The organism is Nitrospirota bacterium (genome assembly GCA_016178585.1).
Classification (GTDB): Bacteria; Nitrospirota; Nitrospiria; order JACQBW01; family JACQBW01; genus JACOTA01.
The window spans coordinates 1-17,317 of record JACOTA010000009.1 but is presented as its reverse complement, the minus strand read 5'-3'; the positions used below and the strand labels follow the sequence as shown (position 1 = coordinate 17,317).

Here is a 17,317-nt window from a genome sequence, read left to right as displayed (position 1 = left end):
CTCTCTCCCCCCTCCAGGATTTCCCTGGACAGGCTGACCTTGGATTCAATCATCGCGTCAATCTTTTCTTCCAACGTCCCCTTGCAAATAAACTTGTGGACAAGAACCTTCCGTTTCTGACCAATTCTAAATGCCCGGTCTGTCGCCTGATTCTCAACGGCGGGATTCCACCAACGGTCGAAGTGAATGACATGCGAAGCCTCTGTGAGGTTAAGGCCGGTGCCGCCAGCCTTCAATGACAAAATGAAAAACGGGGGTCCATCGTCTCTTTGAAACTTATCGACCAGCTCCATCCGTTTTTTGACCTGAATTCCGCCATGCAGGACAAGACCAGGGCGGTGAAAAAGACTCTCTAAAAATCGTGAAAGAGGTTCAGTCATTTCTTTAAACTGGGTAAAAACCAGTACCTTTTCCTGCTTTTCGAAAATAACCTCGCAGAGTTCTCTGAGTCTTAAGAACTTGCCGCTTTCGCCTTCTGGGAAACCAGAGGTTTTAACAAATTGCGAAGGGTGATTGCAGATTTGTTTAAATCTCATCAGATAGGAGAGGATGATTCCACGGCGCTTGATCCCTTCACTGTTTTGGATCTCCCGGGCCAAAGACTCAACCGACTTCTGGTACAAAGCCACCTGGGCTTTGGATAACGGGCAATAGGTTTTAATTTCGGTTTTGTCGGGCAGATCGCTGATGATACTCTTATCGGTCTTCAGCCGTCTTAAGATATAAGGGCTCACCAGAGACCGTAAAGAGGCATAAGGGCTTTCTCCGCTTCCGTTTCCTCTTTTAATGAAACTTTCAAACTCCTTTGATGATCCAAGAAGACCGGGGGAAACAAAATCAAAAAGCGACCAGAGATCTGACAAATGATTCTCGACGGGAGTCCCGGTTAAGGCCAGCCTGTGGCTGCTCTTTAAAGTCTTTAGCGCCCGGGTCTGTTTGGCTGCGGGATTTTTAATGGCTTGCGCTTCATCCAGAATCACTAGGCCCCAGTTCTGCTCTGAAAGCCATGGAAGCCGTGCGACCGAACCGTAGGTCGTGATAAAAAGATCTGGGTCAAAGCGGACAGGTTTTCTTGTCCCATCGGCAGACGGGTGGGCAATCCAATATTTTAAGGAAGGAGCAAATCGATCAATTTCTGATTTCCAGTTGCCGATTAACGAAGCGGGGACAATTAAAAGGGTAGCGGGGTCCTCTGCCTTTTGTTTCCCTTGTTTCAACAAGAGGAGGGAAATCACCTGAACGGTTTTTCCCAACCCCATGTCGTCAGCGAGAATGGCTCCCAACCGAAGGTGATGGAGCAGATTCAGCCATGTGACCCCTTGATTCTGGTAGGGTCTCAATCTGGTCTTCAGATTTTTACTAAGAATCTGGTCAATCTCGCGGCTGGCTTCAGGACGCTTCATTTGATCCAGCATCTCCTGCAGCCACTTTCCCGAGATGATGCGAGTTAAAACGGGAGAATCTTGAGGACCCTCTAGAATCGATCCGACGCCATCCATTCCTGAAAGCCAACGAAGTCCCTCGGCAAAAGTCACTCCGCCGTCTTTGACCTGTTTGGCCACTGTTCTCCACTTTGTGAGGAGGTCCTTGAGTTTTTCTTGATCTACCTCAACCCATTGCCCCTTGAAAAACACCAAATGCTCACTTCGCTCAAGGAGCTCCTGGATCTCCTTTTCACTTAATTGTTCTTCGCCCAACACCACAGACATGGAAAAATCAATCAGCGCGTCAAAACCGATCCCTTGAGCCTGCTTTTCTCCAAGACGGACTGCGATCTGAGGTCTGCCGGGCTGTTTTGATCTCCACCAATTGGGGACCTTAACAACAACGCCGGCTTTTTCAAAAAGCGGAATATCCTTGAGAAATTGATAGGTCTCTGCGGCAGTCCATGCCAGCGTGTGAAACAGCTCTCCAGAATCAACACGCTCTTTCAGGAACCCGCTTTCCTGAGAGGCTTTCTGAATGGGGGCCAATAACCGCAGCAAAATATTTTTCTGTTTTTCCCCCGAATAGTCTTCAAGCGCCCTGCTCAACGGCAAATGCTGGGACCTGCCATCCCTGGATACCTGGTTTGCATACGTCGCAAGAAAAGCAAACGGCCTTTCCTCTGAATTTTTGTTTTCCGCCAGATGAAAACAGACTCGCCCAAGGAGGTTCCAGCCTGAATGCCTTGAGGAAAAAAATGAAGCAATGTCTTTCCCAAATTCTTTAATTTCAATTCGAAGAGCCGCCTCCAGTTCTCTCCAGAGAGTCAAAAGACATTCCTGATCAACATATTCCGCCCCTTTTATGGGGGGAACGGTTAACAAAAACCGTTCCAAATCCTCCCTGGGCAATTCGATCTCAATGGGGTCCTGGTTCAGATCGTGCCGGTCAAGATTGGGTGTTGCGGAAAACAGCGACAGGTAGAGGCGTGAAAAATCCTTCCAATAAGCGAAAGAATATTCTTCAGAAAATTCCCCTTCGGCAATATCGAGATAGAGTAATCCGTGGCCTGAGCTTCTTCTGAAAGCGCTTTCTAATTCCTTAAATTGGTCAAGATCTTCCCCCTTAAGATAAAGCCTATGATGGGGTGAAACTAAAATGCCTGGCATTAACCCGATCCAATTTTTTTCAACCCAAGTAAACGGGTCCGGTCTTGGTTTATGATAAGTTTAATTTGATTTTTCAGCATGACCTGCGTCCTTTACGAATTGAATAGGCTTTTGCCCATTATCATGTCATGAATCGAGGATTATCTTATCAGAATAGAGGCGGAAGGAAAATTGATTAAGAAATTCCTTGTTGGGAGTCATTACCTGATTTTGACCCATTTTTTGAATAATGAAAAACTTGTTCCCTCGAGATATCAAATCTTAGACTTTTAGCCCAGCCAAAAGAGATGTTTCCGGGTGAGGGTTATTTTCCATCCCTAATTGTGGTACCGGTTCTATCAATTTTAAGGACTCAGTATAGCTTTTACTTCCGCGAGGGTGACCATAAGGATCATGGGATCAACCGGCGACGGGAAGAAGCCGCACTTCTCGTAGAATGCCTTTGCCTTTCCGGAGATCGCATGAACAAGGACTGCGCGTATTCCGGCGATTTCTGCCGCTTGCAGAATACGCTGAAGCGCATTGGCCAAAAGAGACCGGCCAAGGCCCTGGCCGTGCCATTCCTTATGGACAGCAAGACGGCCAATGATCATCACGGGAATGGGATCGGGCATATTGCGTCTGACTTTCCCGGGAGCTTGCGCCACGGCCAAGGCTCCTGTGGCGAGACAGTAATAGCCGACGATCTTGCGTTCTGTTGTGCAAACAACGTAGGTTCGGGACGCCCCGCTTCCCTCATTTTTAAGCGCGCGATTCTTGAGCCAGTTATCGAGGTCAGCTTCCCCTGAACTGAACATGAGGAGATCATGTTCAGGGCCAAGCGGTTCAGGAGCGCCAAGCCGCGCTTTCCCGGTTATTTTATCGCTGCCGGTCACTCCCAGGGAGCTTTCTCTGCGAGAAGCTTGCGAAGCTTCGCGTTCGTTTTAGGAGGAGAATCCAGAAGCGCCGTAAACGCCTTGAATTGCTCCTCGCTCAATGTGAAGTAGCGACGGTCCAGCAATACGTTTTCCGCTTCGCGGCAAGACGCTTCGAGCATAAAATCAGAGCGGTTTTTGCCGATGGCCTCCGCTGCCTTGTCAATTAGCTCGCGCTGGTTCGAGCGCGCGCGGATGGAGAGCACCACATCTCGCGTGGAAGTGGAATGGTGGTCGTTGGGTATGAAAGCCATGTTATTCTCCTTTGTATATACAATAACTATACACTAATGTATAGACACTATCAATACATTTCTGGCCGGAGGATGTCCCTGTTTCTTTTGGGTTATTATTATGAAAGAGTTTACGGCATGGCGTTGATGTTCTTGGTCATACTTTGGTCATAACCTGAGGGTAAAAAGGGAGAGGCAGATCGTGTAACTGCTTGAAAAAAGAGAAGCAACTGGCTTTGCCAGTGACGGACTTGGGAATGGTCGTAGTTAGACCGAGCGGAACGCGGGGTTCGGGGGCATTGAGAGTGAATTGCTCGAAGGCCCCTGATGTATGATGATAGGCGATGCAGGTCTCGAACCTGCGACCTCTGCCGTGTGAAGGCAGCGCTCTACCGCTGAGCTAATCGCCCTTTATCAATGCTTTTTGGTTTAAACTTTTCTTATTTTACCTGCAAGGAAAGAAAAAATCATCCTAAATTATTTTACGGGGATTTTTTTGGAAGAATAACAGGAAAAGAGCTCTGATTTGGTAAAAATTGCCTCAAAATTTAGCACCCATTTTAAAATCTCTTCTTTCCCCCCTTCTTCACGGTCAACCAGAGAGATGACCTTAACGATTTCCAGGTTCGCCTCTTTGGCCCTGGTTATCGCTTCGACGGTACTTTGACCCGTCGTTACAACATCCTCTATAATGACCACCTTATGAATTTTTTCGAGGTTCCCTTCTATCGAATTTTTTAGTCCATGTTCCTTTGGCTTTTTCCGGATCACGAAGGAATCGATTGGTCTTCCTTTTTGAAAACTGATCATCGAAACGGAAAACGCAATCGGATCTGCCCCAAGGGTCAATCCGCCAATCCCATCGACATTTAACCGGGAAACCTTTTCAAAAAGGATCTCTCCGATAAGGTTCATGGCTTCGGCATTGTAGGTGGTTTTTTTACAGTTGATGTAGAATTGACTCATTTTTCCGGAAACCAGCTTAAAAAGGGCTGTTTCGGAATATTGGAACGACTCTTTGACCAGTATTTCTAAAAGTCTTTTTCGGGCGATAAGGAGATCCATTTTCAGGGAAGTTTTTATCACATCGGGAAATGATTTACAAGGAATCTTCCCCTTTTACTTCAGGGAGCATGAGACCGGAGAATTAAAAAAAACCGATCAGGTCCAGAAGGTTTTCCCTCCGTATACCGGTCTAATTAAATCGTACATAGACACGATGCCGATAATTTTAGAATCTTCCGTTACGGCAAGATGCCTCACATGATTTTGAAACATCATATCGCTGGCCTCGTTATCGGTCTTTTCCTGATCAATGACAAAAGGAACAGACATGACATCCTCCACCTTGGTGACATAAGGATTTAAATCTTTTCCGAGGACTTTTCGAATAATATCCGCTTCCTCGATAATTCCCACAATGTCATCCCCTTTACGGATCAGGAGGCTCCCCAATTTTTTTTCAGCCATCAGGTTTATAACTTCCCGTACCGTTTTTTGTGCCTCAACCTTTACGGGGTTTTTTGTCATGATCTGTTTGATTTTTATCATCGGTAATCCTCCTTTTTATTCTTTTTCAGCTTCCCGGTGCCACTCGACCCGGACAAATTTATCATGGGGAAGGTCGTGTGTCCAGTGATAACTAACCTCTCCTTTAAAGGCCCGATGGATTTCTTTACCAATTCTTTGGGCAAGCTTCTCATTCGTGGTATGAATCTCGATCCTGTTTCCCATATCTTTCACAGAGAAAATTACCTCGAGGGGATTATCCTTTTTTGCCCTTGTTTCTTCATTTCGAATCAAATGGAGAATTTGATCCTTATGGGCGACCAGGTATCCTCCGCGTAAAGTTACGACGCCTCCCGGAAAATGATCTTTGGCCTTTCGGCAAGCCGGACAAACGGTTAGTTCCATCGGTTCATTTTGGGCTTGAAGAGCAAACGGGTCATCTTTTGCGTACCATCGTTTATGGTGATAGACCGACTGACAGATCTTACACTTTGCCGGTTCCGGCATTCCTTCCCTTGGGAGATAGGGGTCCGAAATTTTAGGTGCCGTTCCTCTTATAGGCTGAGGAACCCTATGTCTAATACTATTTTTATGTCCCATTTTTTTTACCTCCTTCTTAACTAAAGAAAGAGAGCAAAGGCTATGCCATTATTTATGGGTTAAGAGGCACGCCCAAAAATAAAAATTAATCAATACTTTCAATCAGGTATGTTTTTGTTTTTGACCCATAACCCGTTCAAGTCTCATAAAATCTTGAAACTTGTATAATTTACTGGACAGATAAAATAGGAAATCCTTTAAAAAACAAGACATTCTAAAATCTTAAAAACCGTCAAAAGAGTTAGACGGTCATAAAAAGTTAGACATTTCGTGTGGTATCTTTACTTTAGGAGTGTTCTTGAATTTTGGGGGATATTTCAACTATAGTGGCCGCAGGCGACCTTCTTAATTACTTTTGTAGATTCTTTCACGAGGAATGAGTGATTAAACCAACCCATTTAGAGCTTCAGTCAATTCAGGGACTTTCAGAACAGGAAGCAACGCGCAGGCTCAAAGAAGAAGGGTACAACGAACTCCCTGCAGACCGCTCCCGTGACCTTTGGGCCCTTCTCCTGGGAGTACTCAAGGAACCGATGTTTCTCCTCCTATTGGCCGCGGGTACGGTTTATATCGTTCTGGGTGATTTAGCTGGGGCGTTTACTCTGCTCGTTTCTATATTCGGAATCATCGGCATAACGCTTTACCAGGAACAAAAGGTTGAACGGGTTCTGGAAGCTCTGCGAGACCTTTCCAGCCCGCGAGCCCTTATCGTCCGGGATGGCAAACCGGTTCGGGTTGCGGGCCGTGAAGTGGTGAGAGGAGATTTTCTCGTGGTTGAGGAAGGAGACCGGGTGCCAGCCGATGCCGTCATTCTTTCCAGCAAAGGCCTGATGGTCGATGAATCCCTGTTAACTGGAGAGTCTGTTCCGGTTCGAAAGTTTCCAGATGAAAAAAAGAGCGTTATGGAGCGTCCAGGGGGGGAAGGCTCTTCTTTTCTCTATTCCGGTTCTCTCGTGGTTCAAGGAAGGGGAGTGGCCGAAGTTCTCGCAACGGGGCCAAACAGCGAGTTGGGCCGAATCGGCAAGGTGCTGCAAAAACAGAGCTTGGGGAAAACCCCCTTGCAGCAGGAGACCGGTCGGTTGGTGCGGACCGTTGCTGTATTGGGTCTTCTCTCGTGCGGATTGGTCGTTCTCATTTTTGGACTGATCAGAGGCGGGTGGCTGGAAGGTATCCTGAACGGACTGACGCTGGCGATGGCCATTCTTCCGGAAGAGTTTCCGGTTGTCTTAACCGTTTTTCTGGCTCTCGGGGCGTGGCGCATTTCCAGGCAGCGGGTTTTGACCCGGCGCCCCTCCGCGATTGAAGCGCTGGGTTCGGCCATGGTCCTCTGTGTGGATAAGACCGGCACGCTGACTCAAAACCGGATGGAGGTGAAAAAGCTCTTTTCCGGCAGCGCCGTTTACCCCGTTCAGAGCCATGACTCTGAACGCCTGCCGGAAAATTTTCATTCATTATTGGAATTCAGCATCCTTGCGAGCGAAATTAATCCTTTCGATCCGATGGAAAAAGCGTTCCAGGAATTGGGAAAACGATACCTTGTTCAGACGGAACATCTGCATAGCGACTGGACGCTTGTACATGAATACGCCCTTGAACCCGCTTTGATGGCCATGTCCCATGTCTGGAAAGCGTCAGACGGGGAAGAATTTGTCGTGGCAACGAAAGGGGCGCCGGAAGCCATCGCCGATCTTTGCCATTTGACTGAAACCAGGCAAGCGGACCTGGCCCGGCAGGCAACCGCCATGGCCGCCGAGGGATTACGCGTTCTGGGCGTCGCTAAAGCCTCCTTCCAGGGAAATCAATGGCCTTCTCTCCAGCATGATTTTAATTTTGAATTCGTGGGGCTTCTTGGCCTGGCTGATCCTCTTCGGTCGACGGTGCCCGCCGCGATAAAGGAATGTTATTCGGCCGGGATTCGGGTGGTGATGATGACGGGAGATTACCCCATTACGGCACGGGCCATTGCCCGTCAGGCCGGCCTTGTCCCCGCCGAAAATATTCTTACCGGGAGCGATCTGGAGTCGCTCACCGAAACTGAATTGAGCCATGGCGTTAAAACAACGAACATATTCGCCCGGGTCGCGCCTGAACAAAAATTAAGAATCGTCAACGCCTTTAAGATGAATGGCCAGGTGGTGGCCATGACGGGAGACGGTGTTAATGACGCGCCGGCGCTCAAAGGGGCCCATATCGGTATTGCCATGGGGAAGCGCGGGACCGACGTGGCCCGTGAGGCGTCTTCGCTTGTTCTCCTGGACGACGATTTTACCTCGATTGTCCATGCCGTAAGGCTCGGCCGGCGCATTCATGATAATTTGCAGAAAGCGATGTCCTACCTCCTTGCCGTGCATGTCCCGATTGCCGGGATGTCTCTTCTACCGTTGATATTCGGCTGGCCCGTCATGTTTATGCCGATTCATATCGTCTTTATGGAATTTATTATCGATCCGGCGTGTTCGATTGTTTTTGAAGCCGAAGAGGAGGAAGGTGATGTGATGAAACGCCCCCCTCGCGATCCGGACGAACCCCTTTTTAGACGAAAAACGCTGATGTTTCTGTTGTTGCAAGGCGTGATTGTTTTAGGAATCGTTTTGGGAATATTTGGTATTGCCCTGTCTTACGGGTTAGGAGAGAGGCATGCCCGGGCGCTGGCTTTTACAACTTTAATTATTTCCAATCTTGCGCAGATTTTAACCAATCGTTCTTTGACCAGCCCCCTCTGGGCGGCCTTGAAAAAGCCAAACTCCGCTCTCTGGTGGATTTTTGGAGGGACCCTGATTTTTCTCGGCCTGGCTCTCTATCTTCCCGGATTGCGCGGGCTGTTTAAGTTTGCCCCTCTTTCTTTTCTTGAAATGACCCTCTGCTTCCTGCTGGGCGGGGGGAGCGCTCTCTGGGTTGAAGCCCTTAAGTTTTTGAAAGATCGCGCCAGAAAGAAAGGGTCTTGAATCATTAAGGCTGGCGCCTCTTGACATCGTCGAACCCGGGCTCCTTGAGGAGGGACTCGATCCTTTTTCGTATTTCATCTCTGACCCCGCGAAACCGGGAAGAAATCTCTGATTCTGATCCTGTGGCTTTCGCCGGATCGGGCAGAGGCCAGTGGAGCCGTTGGATGCCGGGCGGGGTGACGGGGCAACGTTCCTCGGCGTTGCCGCAAACCGTAACGATCAAATCGGCCTGATTCAAGAGGGCCGGGTAAATCTCTTTTGATTTTTGATCTCGAATATTAATTCCTATTTCATCCATGACCTTAATGGCATAAGGGTTAAGCCCCTTTGGCTCTAGCCCGGCGCTATGGACTTCGACCGAGCCTTTGCTCAGATGCCGGGTCAGCCCTTCAGCCATCTGGCTGCGGGCGGAATTACCTGTACAGATAAATAAAACTTTCTTTTTCTTTTGCGTGTCAGAACCCTGTATTTTCATGAGAATCTTTTAGGTTGATGATCCCCCTTAATCAGCTGATAGAAAAAAGCCCCCAGGACCGCTCCCGTCAATGGCGCGAGAAGATAGACCCAGAGATGTTCAAGAGTGCCTGAAACCAGAGCGGGTCCCAAAGACCGGGCCGGATTCATCGAAGCCCCGGAAATCGGGCCTGCAAAGAGGGCTTCCATTCCGACGGTTCCTCCAATTGCGATGGCCGCCGCCTCACCAACCGCGCGGGAATCGGTGGCGACCGCCATAATGACAAACATCAGAAAAAAAGTGAGGAAAAATTCGAGAAAAAAGGTTTGCCAGAGGCCGTACTGCGGAAGCGTGGTTCCAAGATGGCCGACGTTACCGAATAAACCTTTCAACACCAGCGCGGCGGCAAGGGCCCCCAAAATCTGGGCCAGCCAATACGGCAAAATCTTTTTCCATGCGAAATGCCGGCAAAATGCAAAACCCAGGGTCACGGCAGGATTAAGATGGGCCCCCGAAAGATGCCCTGTCGCGTAGATCATTGCCATGACAGCCAGTCCGAAGGTCAGGGCTATCCCGACATGGGTAATCTGTCCGGGTACGATTTGGTCGATGACCAGCGCGCCGCAACCGGCCAAAACCAGAAAAAAGGTTCCGGTAAATTCCGCAAGACAGGATCTTAACGATTCGCGCGTGTGAACAGGCATCGACATTAAATCTGTATATACGCTTAGACAGATATAATTGTCAAGAAAAAGGTTCCGCCCAAGACCAGCGATAGACTTCGCACCCACTTACCCAGGAACAGAGATAGGATTTGTAACTCCTTGTTTTGCCTGTCATCGCGAGCGCCCGCAGGGTGCGTGGCGATCTTGGTTCACGATGGCGAGATTGCTTCGCTTCGCTCGCAATGACAACTTTCTATCGCTGTTCTAGGGTTCCGCCCGGCCCCTGGTTCTCGCGCTCATTCGCAAAGGCCATTACTTTTCAATATTCGACGAAGCGTTTTAATATCCTGCCGGAAGGATTTGTTTTCTTGAAAACAGAGCGTCAGAGCTTCCATTTCTTTACGATGAAAATGAGTTTTGGCTGGCACAAGACGGTAGTAAACCCAAAGCCCATCCCTTCGATCCTCCACCCATCCGGCGTTTTTAAGATAGGACAAATGCCGTGACACCTTCGATTGGCCGACCTGAAGAGCTTCGGTCAGGTGGCAGACGCAAACTTCTCCGCCTGTCAACAGGTTGAGGATTCGAAGACGTGTTTCATCCGAAAGGGCTTTGAAAAGAAAGAGGGTTTTTTTCATGGTTCCTGTTTTATTTGAGGTCAAATATAGTCCGATGAACAAGACCAGCGATAGACTTCGCACCCACTTATTAATCATGTCATTGCGAGCACCGAAGGGTGCGTGGCAATCTTATCGTAAAGTCTTGAGATTGCTTCACTTTGTTCGCAATGACAGCTTTCTAACTCTGTTCTTGGGTGAGACAATCCGGCGGCTTCGGTAAAACCGGTTCGAGGCCCAAACGCTTCAGCCCCGGTTCGCGGGGATTACCCCCCTTTCCATTCCAATTGCCACAATGGGTAACACTCTGTTAAGCTTTAGACGGGATTAAATTCATGAATTTAACCGAACCCGTCGTTGTTTTATTTGAAAGGAGGCGAAGGCCATGTCCCAAACAAGGAAAATAAAATCGATATGGAAAAGCGTGCCGACCATGGAGGGCGCTGGGGTTAAACTCAAAAGAGCCTTTGGCAATTCCCAGGTTCCCAAATTGGACCCCTTTCTTCTAATGGACGATTTCCATTCAAATGATCCTTCCGAATACCTTGCCGGCTTTCCCTGGCATCCCCACCGCGGCATCGAAACGATTACCTATGTTTTGGAAGGGAGAGTAGAGCACGAGGACAGCATGGGAAATAAAGGGAATATTGTTTCGGGAGACGTTCAATGGATGACGGCCGGAAGCGGCATCCTTCATCAGGAAATGCCAAAAATAGGGGACAACAAACGGATTTGGGGATATCAGCTCTGGGCCAACCTCCCGGCTGCCCATAAAATGATGGAGCCCCGCTATCGCGACCTGAAGAGCACCCGGATTCCGGAGGTCAAACTCTCTTCCGGCGTGACGGTGAAAGTCATCAGCGGAAGGGTAGACGGGACCTCCGGACCTGTCAAAGACATCGTCATCGATCCGGAATATCTCGATGTTTCGGTCCCTTCCCGAACCTCTTTTACTCATCCCGTCAAGTCCGGACATACCGTTTTCACCTATGTTTTGGCGGGAAAGGGCTATTTTGACCCAACGGATAACGCGGGCGCCATAGAAGTGGTCGGTTCAAACGATAACGAGGTTAAAAAAAAGGGGAAGATCGGCGCCGAAAATCTGGTTCTCTACGAATCACAGGGAGACCAAATTGAGATTAATACGGAGGATGAACCGGTCCGTTTTCTTCTGATTTCAGGCATGCCGATCGGGGAGCCGGTTGCGTGGTACGGGCCGATTGTCATGAACACGCAGGAGGAATTGCAAGTTGCCTTTGAGGAATATCAAAACAAGACTTTTATAAAGCAAAAAGCCAAATAGTTTTCGTCCCTTTATGGGCGTTTCTCTGAAAACATCAGGAAAATTTACAATCAAAGGTAAAAAAATATGAGTGAAAAGATTGCTCTGGTTCTAAGCGGCGGGGGGAGTAAAGGAGCCATCGATGTAGGGCTTTACCAGGCCATAAATGAACTGGGGATGAAGGTGGATTTCATTGTCGGGACCTCTATCGGCGCGGTCAACGGCGCCTTTATTGCCTCCGGTGTTCCTCCGGCGGAGGTCGCGGCCTTGTGGCGGAACCTTAAAACATCCGATCTCTATGGTTTTAACTGGGAGAACCTCTGGAAATTCTTCAAGGCAGACAGTCTTTATGACCATTACCGTTTTAGAGGATTTTTGGAGCGTTATTTGCCCGTGGAGACCTTTGAGGAACTTAAAACGCCGTTGATTGTCCCCTGCACCAATTTTCAAACCGGTCAGCCGTTATACGTTCGTATGGGAAATCTGGTCGATGCCCTGATGGCCAGCACCGCGATGCCCGGAATTTTTCCACCGCAAACGTGTCAGGGCTACCAGCTCGTGGATGGCGCCGTGACAGAAAATGTCCCGTTGGAAGTAGCCGTAAACGAAGGGGCGACCACTATTCTCACCATGCAGTATAACTGTTGTACCCCTTCTGACAGGCCGGTCCATGGATTGTTGAAAATTCTCACCCGGGCGTTTAGCATCGCGTTAGACCGTAAAACGATGTGCGATATCCGGCAATACGGTTCAAAGGCTAGACTCATCGTCATGGAACCTGCCTTTGGGCTTAATATTGATCTTCTGGATTTCCGGCATAGCCAAATCCTGATGGAGAAGGCCTATACATTTTCAAAGGAATTTCTGGCCCGGGAAATCGGGAAGTCTTGAAACAATTTCACGCAATCCTGACGCGCTTTACCATAGCCGTGTTTTTATTGCTCTCTATCATCACCCTGTCGTTCCCCTCTGAAATCGGAGAAACGATCCGGTTAATACCAGACCAGGAGGGGGAGGAGGGTTATCCAAAAGGGTGGAAGCCTCTTACCTTTTCCAAGATTTCCCGGCACACCCGGTATACCCTGGTCCGCGAGGAGGGACGTTTAATGATCAAGGCCGAAAGCCATCAATCCGCGTCCGGTCTTTATATCCCCCTTGAACTGGACCCGGGAACTTATTCCAGTATTTCATGGTGCTGGAAAATTAATCGAATCCTTAAAAAGGGAAATGAAACTAAAAAGGAGGGCGATGATTATGCCGCCCGGATCTATGTAACCTTTAAATATGATCCCGAAAAAGCAACCTTTTGGGAACGGACAAAATTTGGCGCGATAAAAATGATTTATGGCGAGTATCCGCCCAAATCCGCGATAAATTATGTCTGGGCGAATTTTCTTCCAAAAGGAAATTCAATTCCAAATCCCTATACCGACAGGGCTGAAATGGTGGCTGTGGAAAGCGGAGCGGAGTATGTGGGCCAGTGGAGATGTGAAGAGCGGGACATCGAGGAGGACTATCAAAAATTTTTCGGCGAAAAACCGCCGCCGCTTCTCGGCGTTGCGGTGATGACCGACACAGATAATACTCAGGAAGAAGCCATAGCCTATTATTCGAATCTCTTGATCAAAAAGTCGAAACCGGTAAAATGAGTTTGGGATGGGGGAGATTGTTTAAAGAAGATCTCGAGTTGGGAAAACAGGCGAAGGCCTAAAACAAACGAGCTGACCATTGAAAAACCGCACAAAAAGCTTTTTAAAGCTTCTTTCGTTTATCGGCGCCCTGACCGTTATCGGAATCTTTGTCAATCAAACAGGGTTGAGAGGTTATTTAGACCCGGAACGGCTGCAAACCTGGGTTCAGGGTTTCGGCGTTTTGGGCCCTTTGATTTATGTCGGTGTTTTTATGACAGCCCCCTCCCTGTTTTTACCCGGTCTTCCGATTACGGTAGCCGGAGGGGTTATTTTTGGACCCATCTGGGGAACCGTCTACGCTTCAATCGGATCGACACTTGGGGCGGGTCTGGCATTTTTAATTTCCCGGTATTTTGCGCGTCAACAAATCAGCAATCTTCTGGGTCCAAAATTTCAGGCTGTTGATAAGGGCGTGGAGGAAAAGGGCTGGGTTTATGTCGCGATTACCCGCCTGATTCCGATTTTTCCTTATAACCTCCTTAATTATGCCTTTGGGTTAACCCGGATTAAATTTTTCGAATATCTCCTGACCTCCTGGCTCTGTATGCTCCCGGCAACGGCGGCTTATGTCATTTTTAGCAGTTCCCTTCTGGAGATCGTGAAAGGAAAAATTTCAAAAGAGCTTCTTTTTGGCCTGATTTTATTGGCCCTGGTGACGATTATTCCGATGGTTTATCGTAAACGGGCGCAACGCTGATTTCCTTTTGCCGGAGTCGGAACAAGACCCTGGAAAATGAAATTTAAATTCGAAAATGAAATTTAAATTCAAGGAGCGTATGGAAAATCTAGAACCTGGAACAATCCTTCCAAATGACCCATACAATGAAGTCTTAATCCGTAATGTCCATCCGCCTCAATGGATTAATCCAACCCCTGTTGGAAAATATAATCTTGTGGTCATTGGCGCCGGAACAGCAGGGCTTGTTACCGCGGCGATCGCGTCAGCTCTGGGGGCTAAAGTGGCATTGATCGAACGTCATTTAATGGGGGGAGACTGTTTGAACGTGGGTTGTGTCCCGTCTAAAGCGCTCCTTCGCGCTTCGAGAGTCTGGGCGGAAGTTAAAAATAGCGTGGAGTATGGAGTTTTAGCGGACGGCGGGTTCAAAAATGACTTTCCGGCGGTAATGGCCAGAATGAGGAAATTGAGGTCCCGGATAAGCGAAAACGATTCGGCCCATCGTTATCAAAACATGGGGGTGGATGTTTTTATTGGTGAGGGACGGTTTCAAGGCCCGGATTCTGTTGAAGTGGGTGGCAAAACCTTAAGATTTTCCAAAGCCGCCATTTGTACCGGCGCACGGGCGGCCCTTCTTCCTATTCCAGGTTTAAAAGAAGCCGGTTGTTTGACCAACGAAACCGTTTTTTCGCTTACCGGCCTTCCTCCGCGGTTGGCGGTCATTGGCGCAGGTCCGATAGGATGCGAATTGGCGCAAGCGTTTGCCCGTTTTGGAAGCAAAGTGGTTATTCTGGAGCAGGCCAAAAAGATTCTCTTGCGAGAAGACGCTGATGCCGCCGAAATCGTTTATACCCGGATGAGGAAAGAAGGTGTTACTTTTGTTTTTGAATCCGAGATCATCCAGATCGAAACCCGGGGAAACGAAAAAATCATTTATTATGAGGCAGACGGAGCGAAAAAGAATGTGGTGGTCGATGAGATTCTGTTGGGGGTGGGGCGGTTGCCGAACGTCGAGGAATTGAACCTGGAGAAGGCTGGAGTGGCGTATGACCTAAAACTCGGAGTCAAGGTCGATGACAGGCTTCAGACCTCTAATCCCCGTATATTCGCCTCCGGGGACATCTGTTTCGGGTACAAATTCACCCATACCGCCGATGCGACTTCCCAGATTTTAATTCAAAATGCTCTTTTTCCCCATCCCTTTGGCTTAGGGTACGCCAGCACCGGCTCATTGATTATACCCTGGTGTACCTATACGGATCCGGAGATCGCCCATGTTGGGTTGTATGAAACCGATGCGAAGGAAAAGGGGATTCCCGTTGAGACTTTTAGTTTTAAAATGGGGGAAGTCGATCGGGCGATCCTCGATGGTGAAGATCAGGGATTTGCTAAAATCCTTATAAAAAAGGGAACGGACAGGATTTTGGGCGCCACCATCGTAGCGGCCCATGCGGGGGACCTGATTAGCGAAATAACCCTGGCGATGAAGGCGGGGGCAGGCCTGAAAACCATCAGCCAAACGATTTATCCCTATCCCACCCAGGCGGAGGTCATTAAAAAGGTTGCGATTGCATGGCGTAAAAGCGGCTTTACCGGGAAAAAGAAAAAGCTCCTGAAAACGTTGTTTTCCTGGACCCGATAAAACGAACAAAATGACGCCTAAGGCTCCTCCCGGAATAAAAAAGGGGTAAATGGAGGACTTTTCTTAAGGTTTAATAGGAAGCTGTTGTAGAAGGTTTTACATAGACATTATAGAACTCAACAATTAAACTATTCCATACAGCGTAGGCTTCCTTAAGCTGTGTTTTGGAAGAAAGTAAATCGTCTCCTAATTTCTTTAGGATTTCGATCCGCTTGTTATCCATGGAGCTCTTGACGGCTTTGTATTCCAGTTTCATTTGATTCCACCGGACCCTGGCAAGGAGAAGTTTTTCCTGCGCGAGGTTGAGTTTTTGCTCAAGCGCGTCCGGAAGTTTTTTCGAGGAGACATCCATTTTTTTGATCAGTCTTTCCCGCTGAACCAAAATTTTGGCCTTGAAAATATGTTCGTCAGGAGCCTTTTTTAACCTTTTGACAAACCGGACCCATTCAAGCGATTTGATCAGCCACTTGGTCGGATCCCATTGATACCATCGAATTCCATTCCGGTAATCATATTGAAATTGATGGTGATAATTATGATACCCTTCTCCGAAGGTGAGGAGCGCGGTAAACATATTGTCTCTCGAAGAGTTTTTCAGGGAATAAGGCTGTTTCCCGATATAGTGACTGAGAGAGTTGATGAGAAAAGTTGAGTGGTGAACAAGGACTGTCCGGACAAATCCGCCCCAGAGCAACCCTCCCCATGGATCATTAAATAAAAATCCGAGAAGGAAGGGGAGGACGAATCCCATGAAAACCGCGATCGGAAAGTAATGCCGATGCTGCCAAAAAACGAGAGGATCTTCACGTAGATCCCGGACGTTGTCAAATGAGTTTTCGCGATCTTTTAAGAAGACCCAGCCGATATGGGCGTAAAAAAACCCTTTTTGAATACTATAAGGATCATTCAACTGGTCTACGTAACGATGATGGTCTCTATGATCAGAGCACCATTTGACCGCGGATTTTTGAAAAGCGGCCGCTCCAAATAGCAGAAAAAACCCCCTGATTACCGGATGGGCTTCGTACGATTTATGTGAGAAGAGTCTGTGATATCCCCCGGTGATCGATAGCCCTGTTGCCGCAAAAAAAAAACGCGAATAAAATCAGGTTAGCCCAGGAAAAACCCACGATCGAAAGATGGAGGGGAATCCCTATCAGAGAGACCAGCGGGGTCAGGATTAAAAATATGCCGTTAAGCCAGTAGAATTCGGAAATCCTTGAGGCCTTTTTCTTGGTTTCAATCGAAGTGTTCATGTTTTAATGTTTCCCTTTTTTAAGCTTTCCTGTAAATAAGGACGCAGGGATATCTTTTTAATTCTACCACGTTAGTTTAATTTTTCATATCAGGAAAATTGTCCCAAGACCAGCGATAGACTTCGCACCCACTTATTAATCATGTCATTGCGAGCACCGAAGGGTGCGTGGCAATCTTATCGTAAAGTCTTGAGATTGCTTCACTTTGTTCGCAATGACAGCTTTCTAACTCTGTTCTT

16 protein-coding genes, 1 tRNA gene and 1 pseudogene are annotated in these 17,317 nt (G+C 48.1%); 6 read left to right on the top strand and 12 right to left on the bottom strand.

Annotated elements, in window-relative coordinates:
* The 7 genes from HYR79_01125 to HYR79_01095 form a co-directional block, all read right to left on the bottom strand.
* On the bottom strand, positions 1 to 2,594 hold a 2,594-nt coding region (locus tag HYR79_01125; GenBank protein MBI1820289.1), incomplete at its 3' end, for a DEAD/DEAH box helicase.
* A gap of 344 nt (positions 2,595 to 2,938) precedes the next feature.
* Positions 2,939 to 3,391 carry a GNAT family N-acetyltransferase gene (locus tag HYR79_01120; protein ID MBI1820288.1) on the bottom strand — a complete coding sequence of 151 codons (453 nt, stop codon included), beginning with the start codon at positions 3,389 to 3,391 and terminating at the stop codon, positions 2,939 to 2,941.
* Positions 3,392 to 3,465: 74 nt separating this feature from the next.
* Positions 3,466 to 3,762, bottom strand: a complete 297-nt coding sequence (locus tag HYR79_01115; GenBank protein MBI1820287.1) for a DUF1778 domain-containing protein — start codon at positions 3,760 to 3,762, stop codon at positions 3,466 to 3,468.
* 317 nt (positions 3,763 to 4,079) lie between these two features.
* Positions 4,080 to 4,151: transfer RNA gene (locus HYR79_01110), tRNA-Val, on the bottom strand.
* A 67-nt stretch (positions 4,152 to 4,218) separates the two neighbouring features.
* A complete protein-coding gene (pyrE, locus tag HYR79_01105; protein ID MBI1820286.1) occupies positions 4,219 to 4,806 on the bottom strand; it encodes an orotate phosphoribosyltransferase in 588 nt (195 codons plus the stop codon).
* Positions 4,807 to 4,902: 96 nt separating this feature from the next.
* Positions 4,903 to 5,292 carry a CBS domain-containing protein gene (locus tag HYR79_01100; protein MBI1820285.1) on the bottom strand — a complete coding sequence of 130 codons (390 nt, stop codon included), beginning with the start codon at positions 5,290 to 5,292 and terminating at the stop codon, positions 4,903 to 4,905.
* Between the two features lie 15 nt (positions 5,293 to 5,307).
* Positions 5,308 to 5,850: a hypothetical protein gene (locus HYR79_01095; protein ID MBI1820284.1), complete on the bottom strand. Its 543-nt coding sequence runs from the start codon at positions 5,848 to 5,850 to the stop codon at positions 5,308 to 5,310.
* A 383-nt stretch (positions 5,851 to 6,233) separates the two neighbouring features.
* Between HYR79_01095 and HYR79_01090 the strand changes: the two genes are divergently transcribed.
* Entirely contained in the window at positions 6,234 to 8,795 is a 2,562-nt protein-coding gene (locus HYR79_01090; GenBank protein MBI1820283.1) for a cation-translocating P-type ATPase, read from the top strand.
* A gap of 4 nt (positions 8,796 to 8,799) precedes the next feature.
* On the opposite strand, the gene HYR79_01085 is transcribed toward HYR79_01090, so the two are convergent.
* The 3 genes from HYR79_01085 to HYR79_01075 form a co-directional block, all read right to left on the bottom strand.
* Positions 8,800 to 9,270, bottom strand: coding sequence for an arsenate reductase ArsC (locus HYR79_01085; protein ID MBI1820282.1), 471 nt, complete (start codon positions 9,268 to 9,270; stop codon positions 8,800 to 8,802).
* Positions 9,267 to 9,953 carry an MIP family channel protein gene (locus tag HYR79_01080; GenBank protein ID MBI1820281.1) on the bottom strand — a complete coding sequence of 229 codons (687 nt, stop codon included), beginning with the start codon at positions 9,951 to 9,953 and terminating at the stop codon, positions 9,267 to 9,269. The genes HYR79_01085 and HYR79_01080 overlap by 4 nt, the downstream gene beginning before the upstream one ends.
* Positions 9,954 to 10,210: 257 nt before the next feature.
* A complete protein-coding gene (locus HYR79_01075; GenBank protein MBI1820280.1) occupies positions 10,211 to 10,552 on the bottom strand; it encodes a metalloregulator ArsR/SmtB family transcription factor in 342 nt (113 codons plus the stop codon).
* Positions 10,553 to 10,916: 364 nt separating this feature from the next.
* Here HYR79_01075 and HYR79_01070 point away from each other — a divergent pair, with 364 nt between their 5' ends.
* From HYR79_01070 to HYR79_01050, 5 genes are all read left to right on the top strand, one after another.
* On the top strand, positions 10,917 to 11,834 hold the full coding sequence (locus tag HYR79_01070; GenBank protein ID MBI1820279.1) for a pirin family protein: 918 nt from the start codon (positions 10,917 to 10,919) through the stop codon (positions 11,832 to 11,834).
* 66 nt (positions 11,835 to 11,900) lie between these two features.
* On the top strand, positions 11,901 to 12,704 hold the full coding sequence (locus HYR79_01065; GenBank protein ID MBI1820278.1) for a patatin-like phospholipase family protein: 804 nt from the start codon (positions 11,901 to 11,903) through the stop codon (positions 12,702 to 12,704).
* Positions 12,701 to 13,462 carry a DUF3047 domain-containing protein gene (locus HYR79_01060; protein ID MBI1820277.1) on the top strand — a complete coding sequence of 254 codons (762 nt, stop codon included), beginning with the start codon at positions 12,701 to 12,703 and terminating at the stop codon, positions 13,460 to 13,462. The genes HYR79_01065 and HYR79_01060 overlap by 4 nt, the downstream gene beginning before the upstream one ends.
* 79 nt (positions 13,463 to 13,541) lie before the next feature.
* Entirely contained in the window at positions 13,542 to 14,201 is a 660-nt protein-coding gene (locus HYR79_01055; protein MBI1820276.1) for a TVP38/TMEM64 family protein, read from the top strand.
* A gap of 79 nt (positions 14,202 to 14,280) precedes the next feature.
* Positions 14,281 to 15,822 (top strand): mercuric reductase, encoded by a 1,542-nt coding sequence (locus HYR79_01050; protein ID MBI1820275.1) that lies wholly within the window; start codon positions 14,281 to 14,283, stop codon positions 15,820 to 15,822.
* Between the two features lie 70 nt (positions 15,823 to 15,892).
* Here HYR79_01050 and HYR79_01045 read toward each other — a convergent pair.
* Together HYR79_01045 and HYR79_01040 are read right to left on the bottom strand one after the other, a co-directional pair.
* Positions 15,893 to 16,912 (bottom strand): annotated as a pseudogene (locus tag HYR79_01045) (fatty acid desaturase).
* Positions 16,854 to 17,078 carry a hypothetical protein gene (locus tag HYR79_01040; GenBank protein MBI1820274.1) on the bottom strand — a complete coding sequence of 75 codons (225 nt, stop codon included), beginning with the start codon at positions 17,076 to 17,078 and terminating at the stop codon, positions 16,854 to 16,856. Before HYR79_01040 ends, HYR79_01045 begins: the two are co-directional and overlap by 59 nt.
* Positions 17,079 to 17,317: the final 239 nt, after the last annotated feature.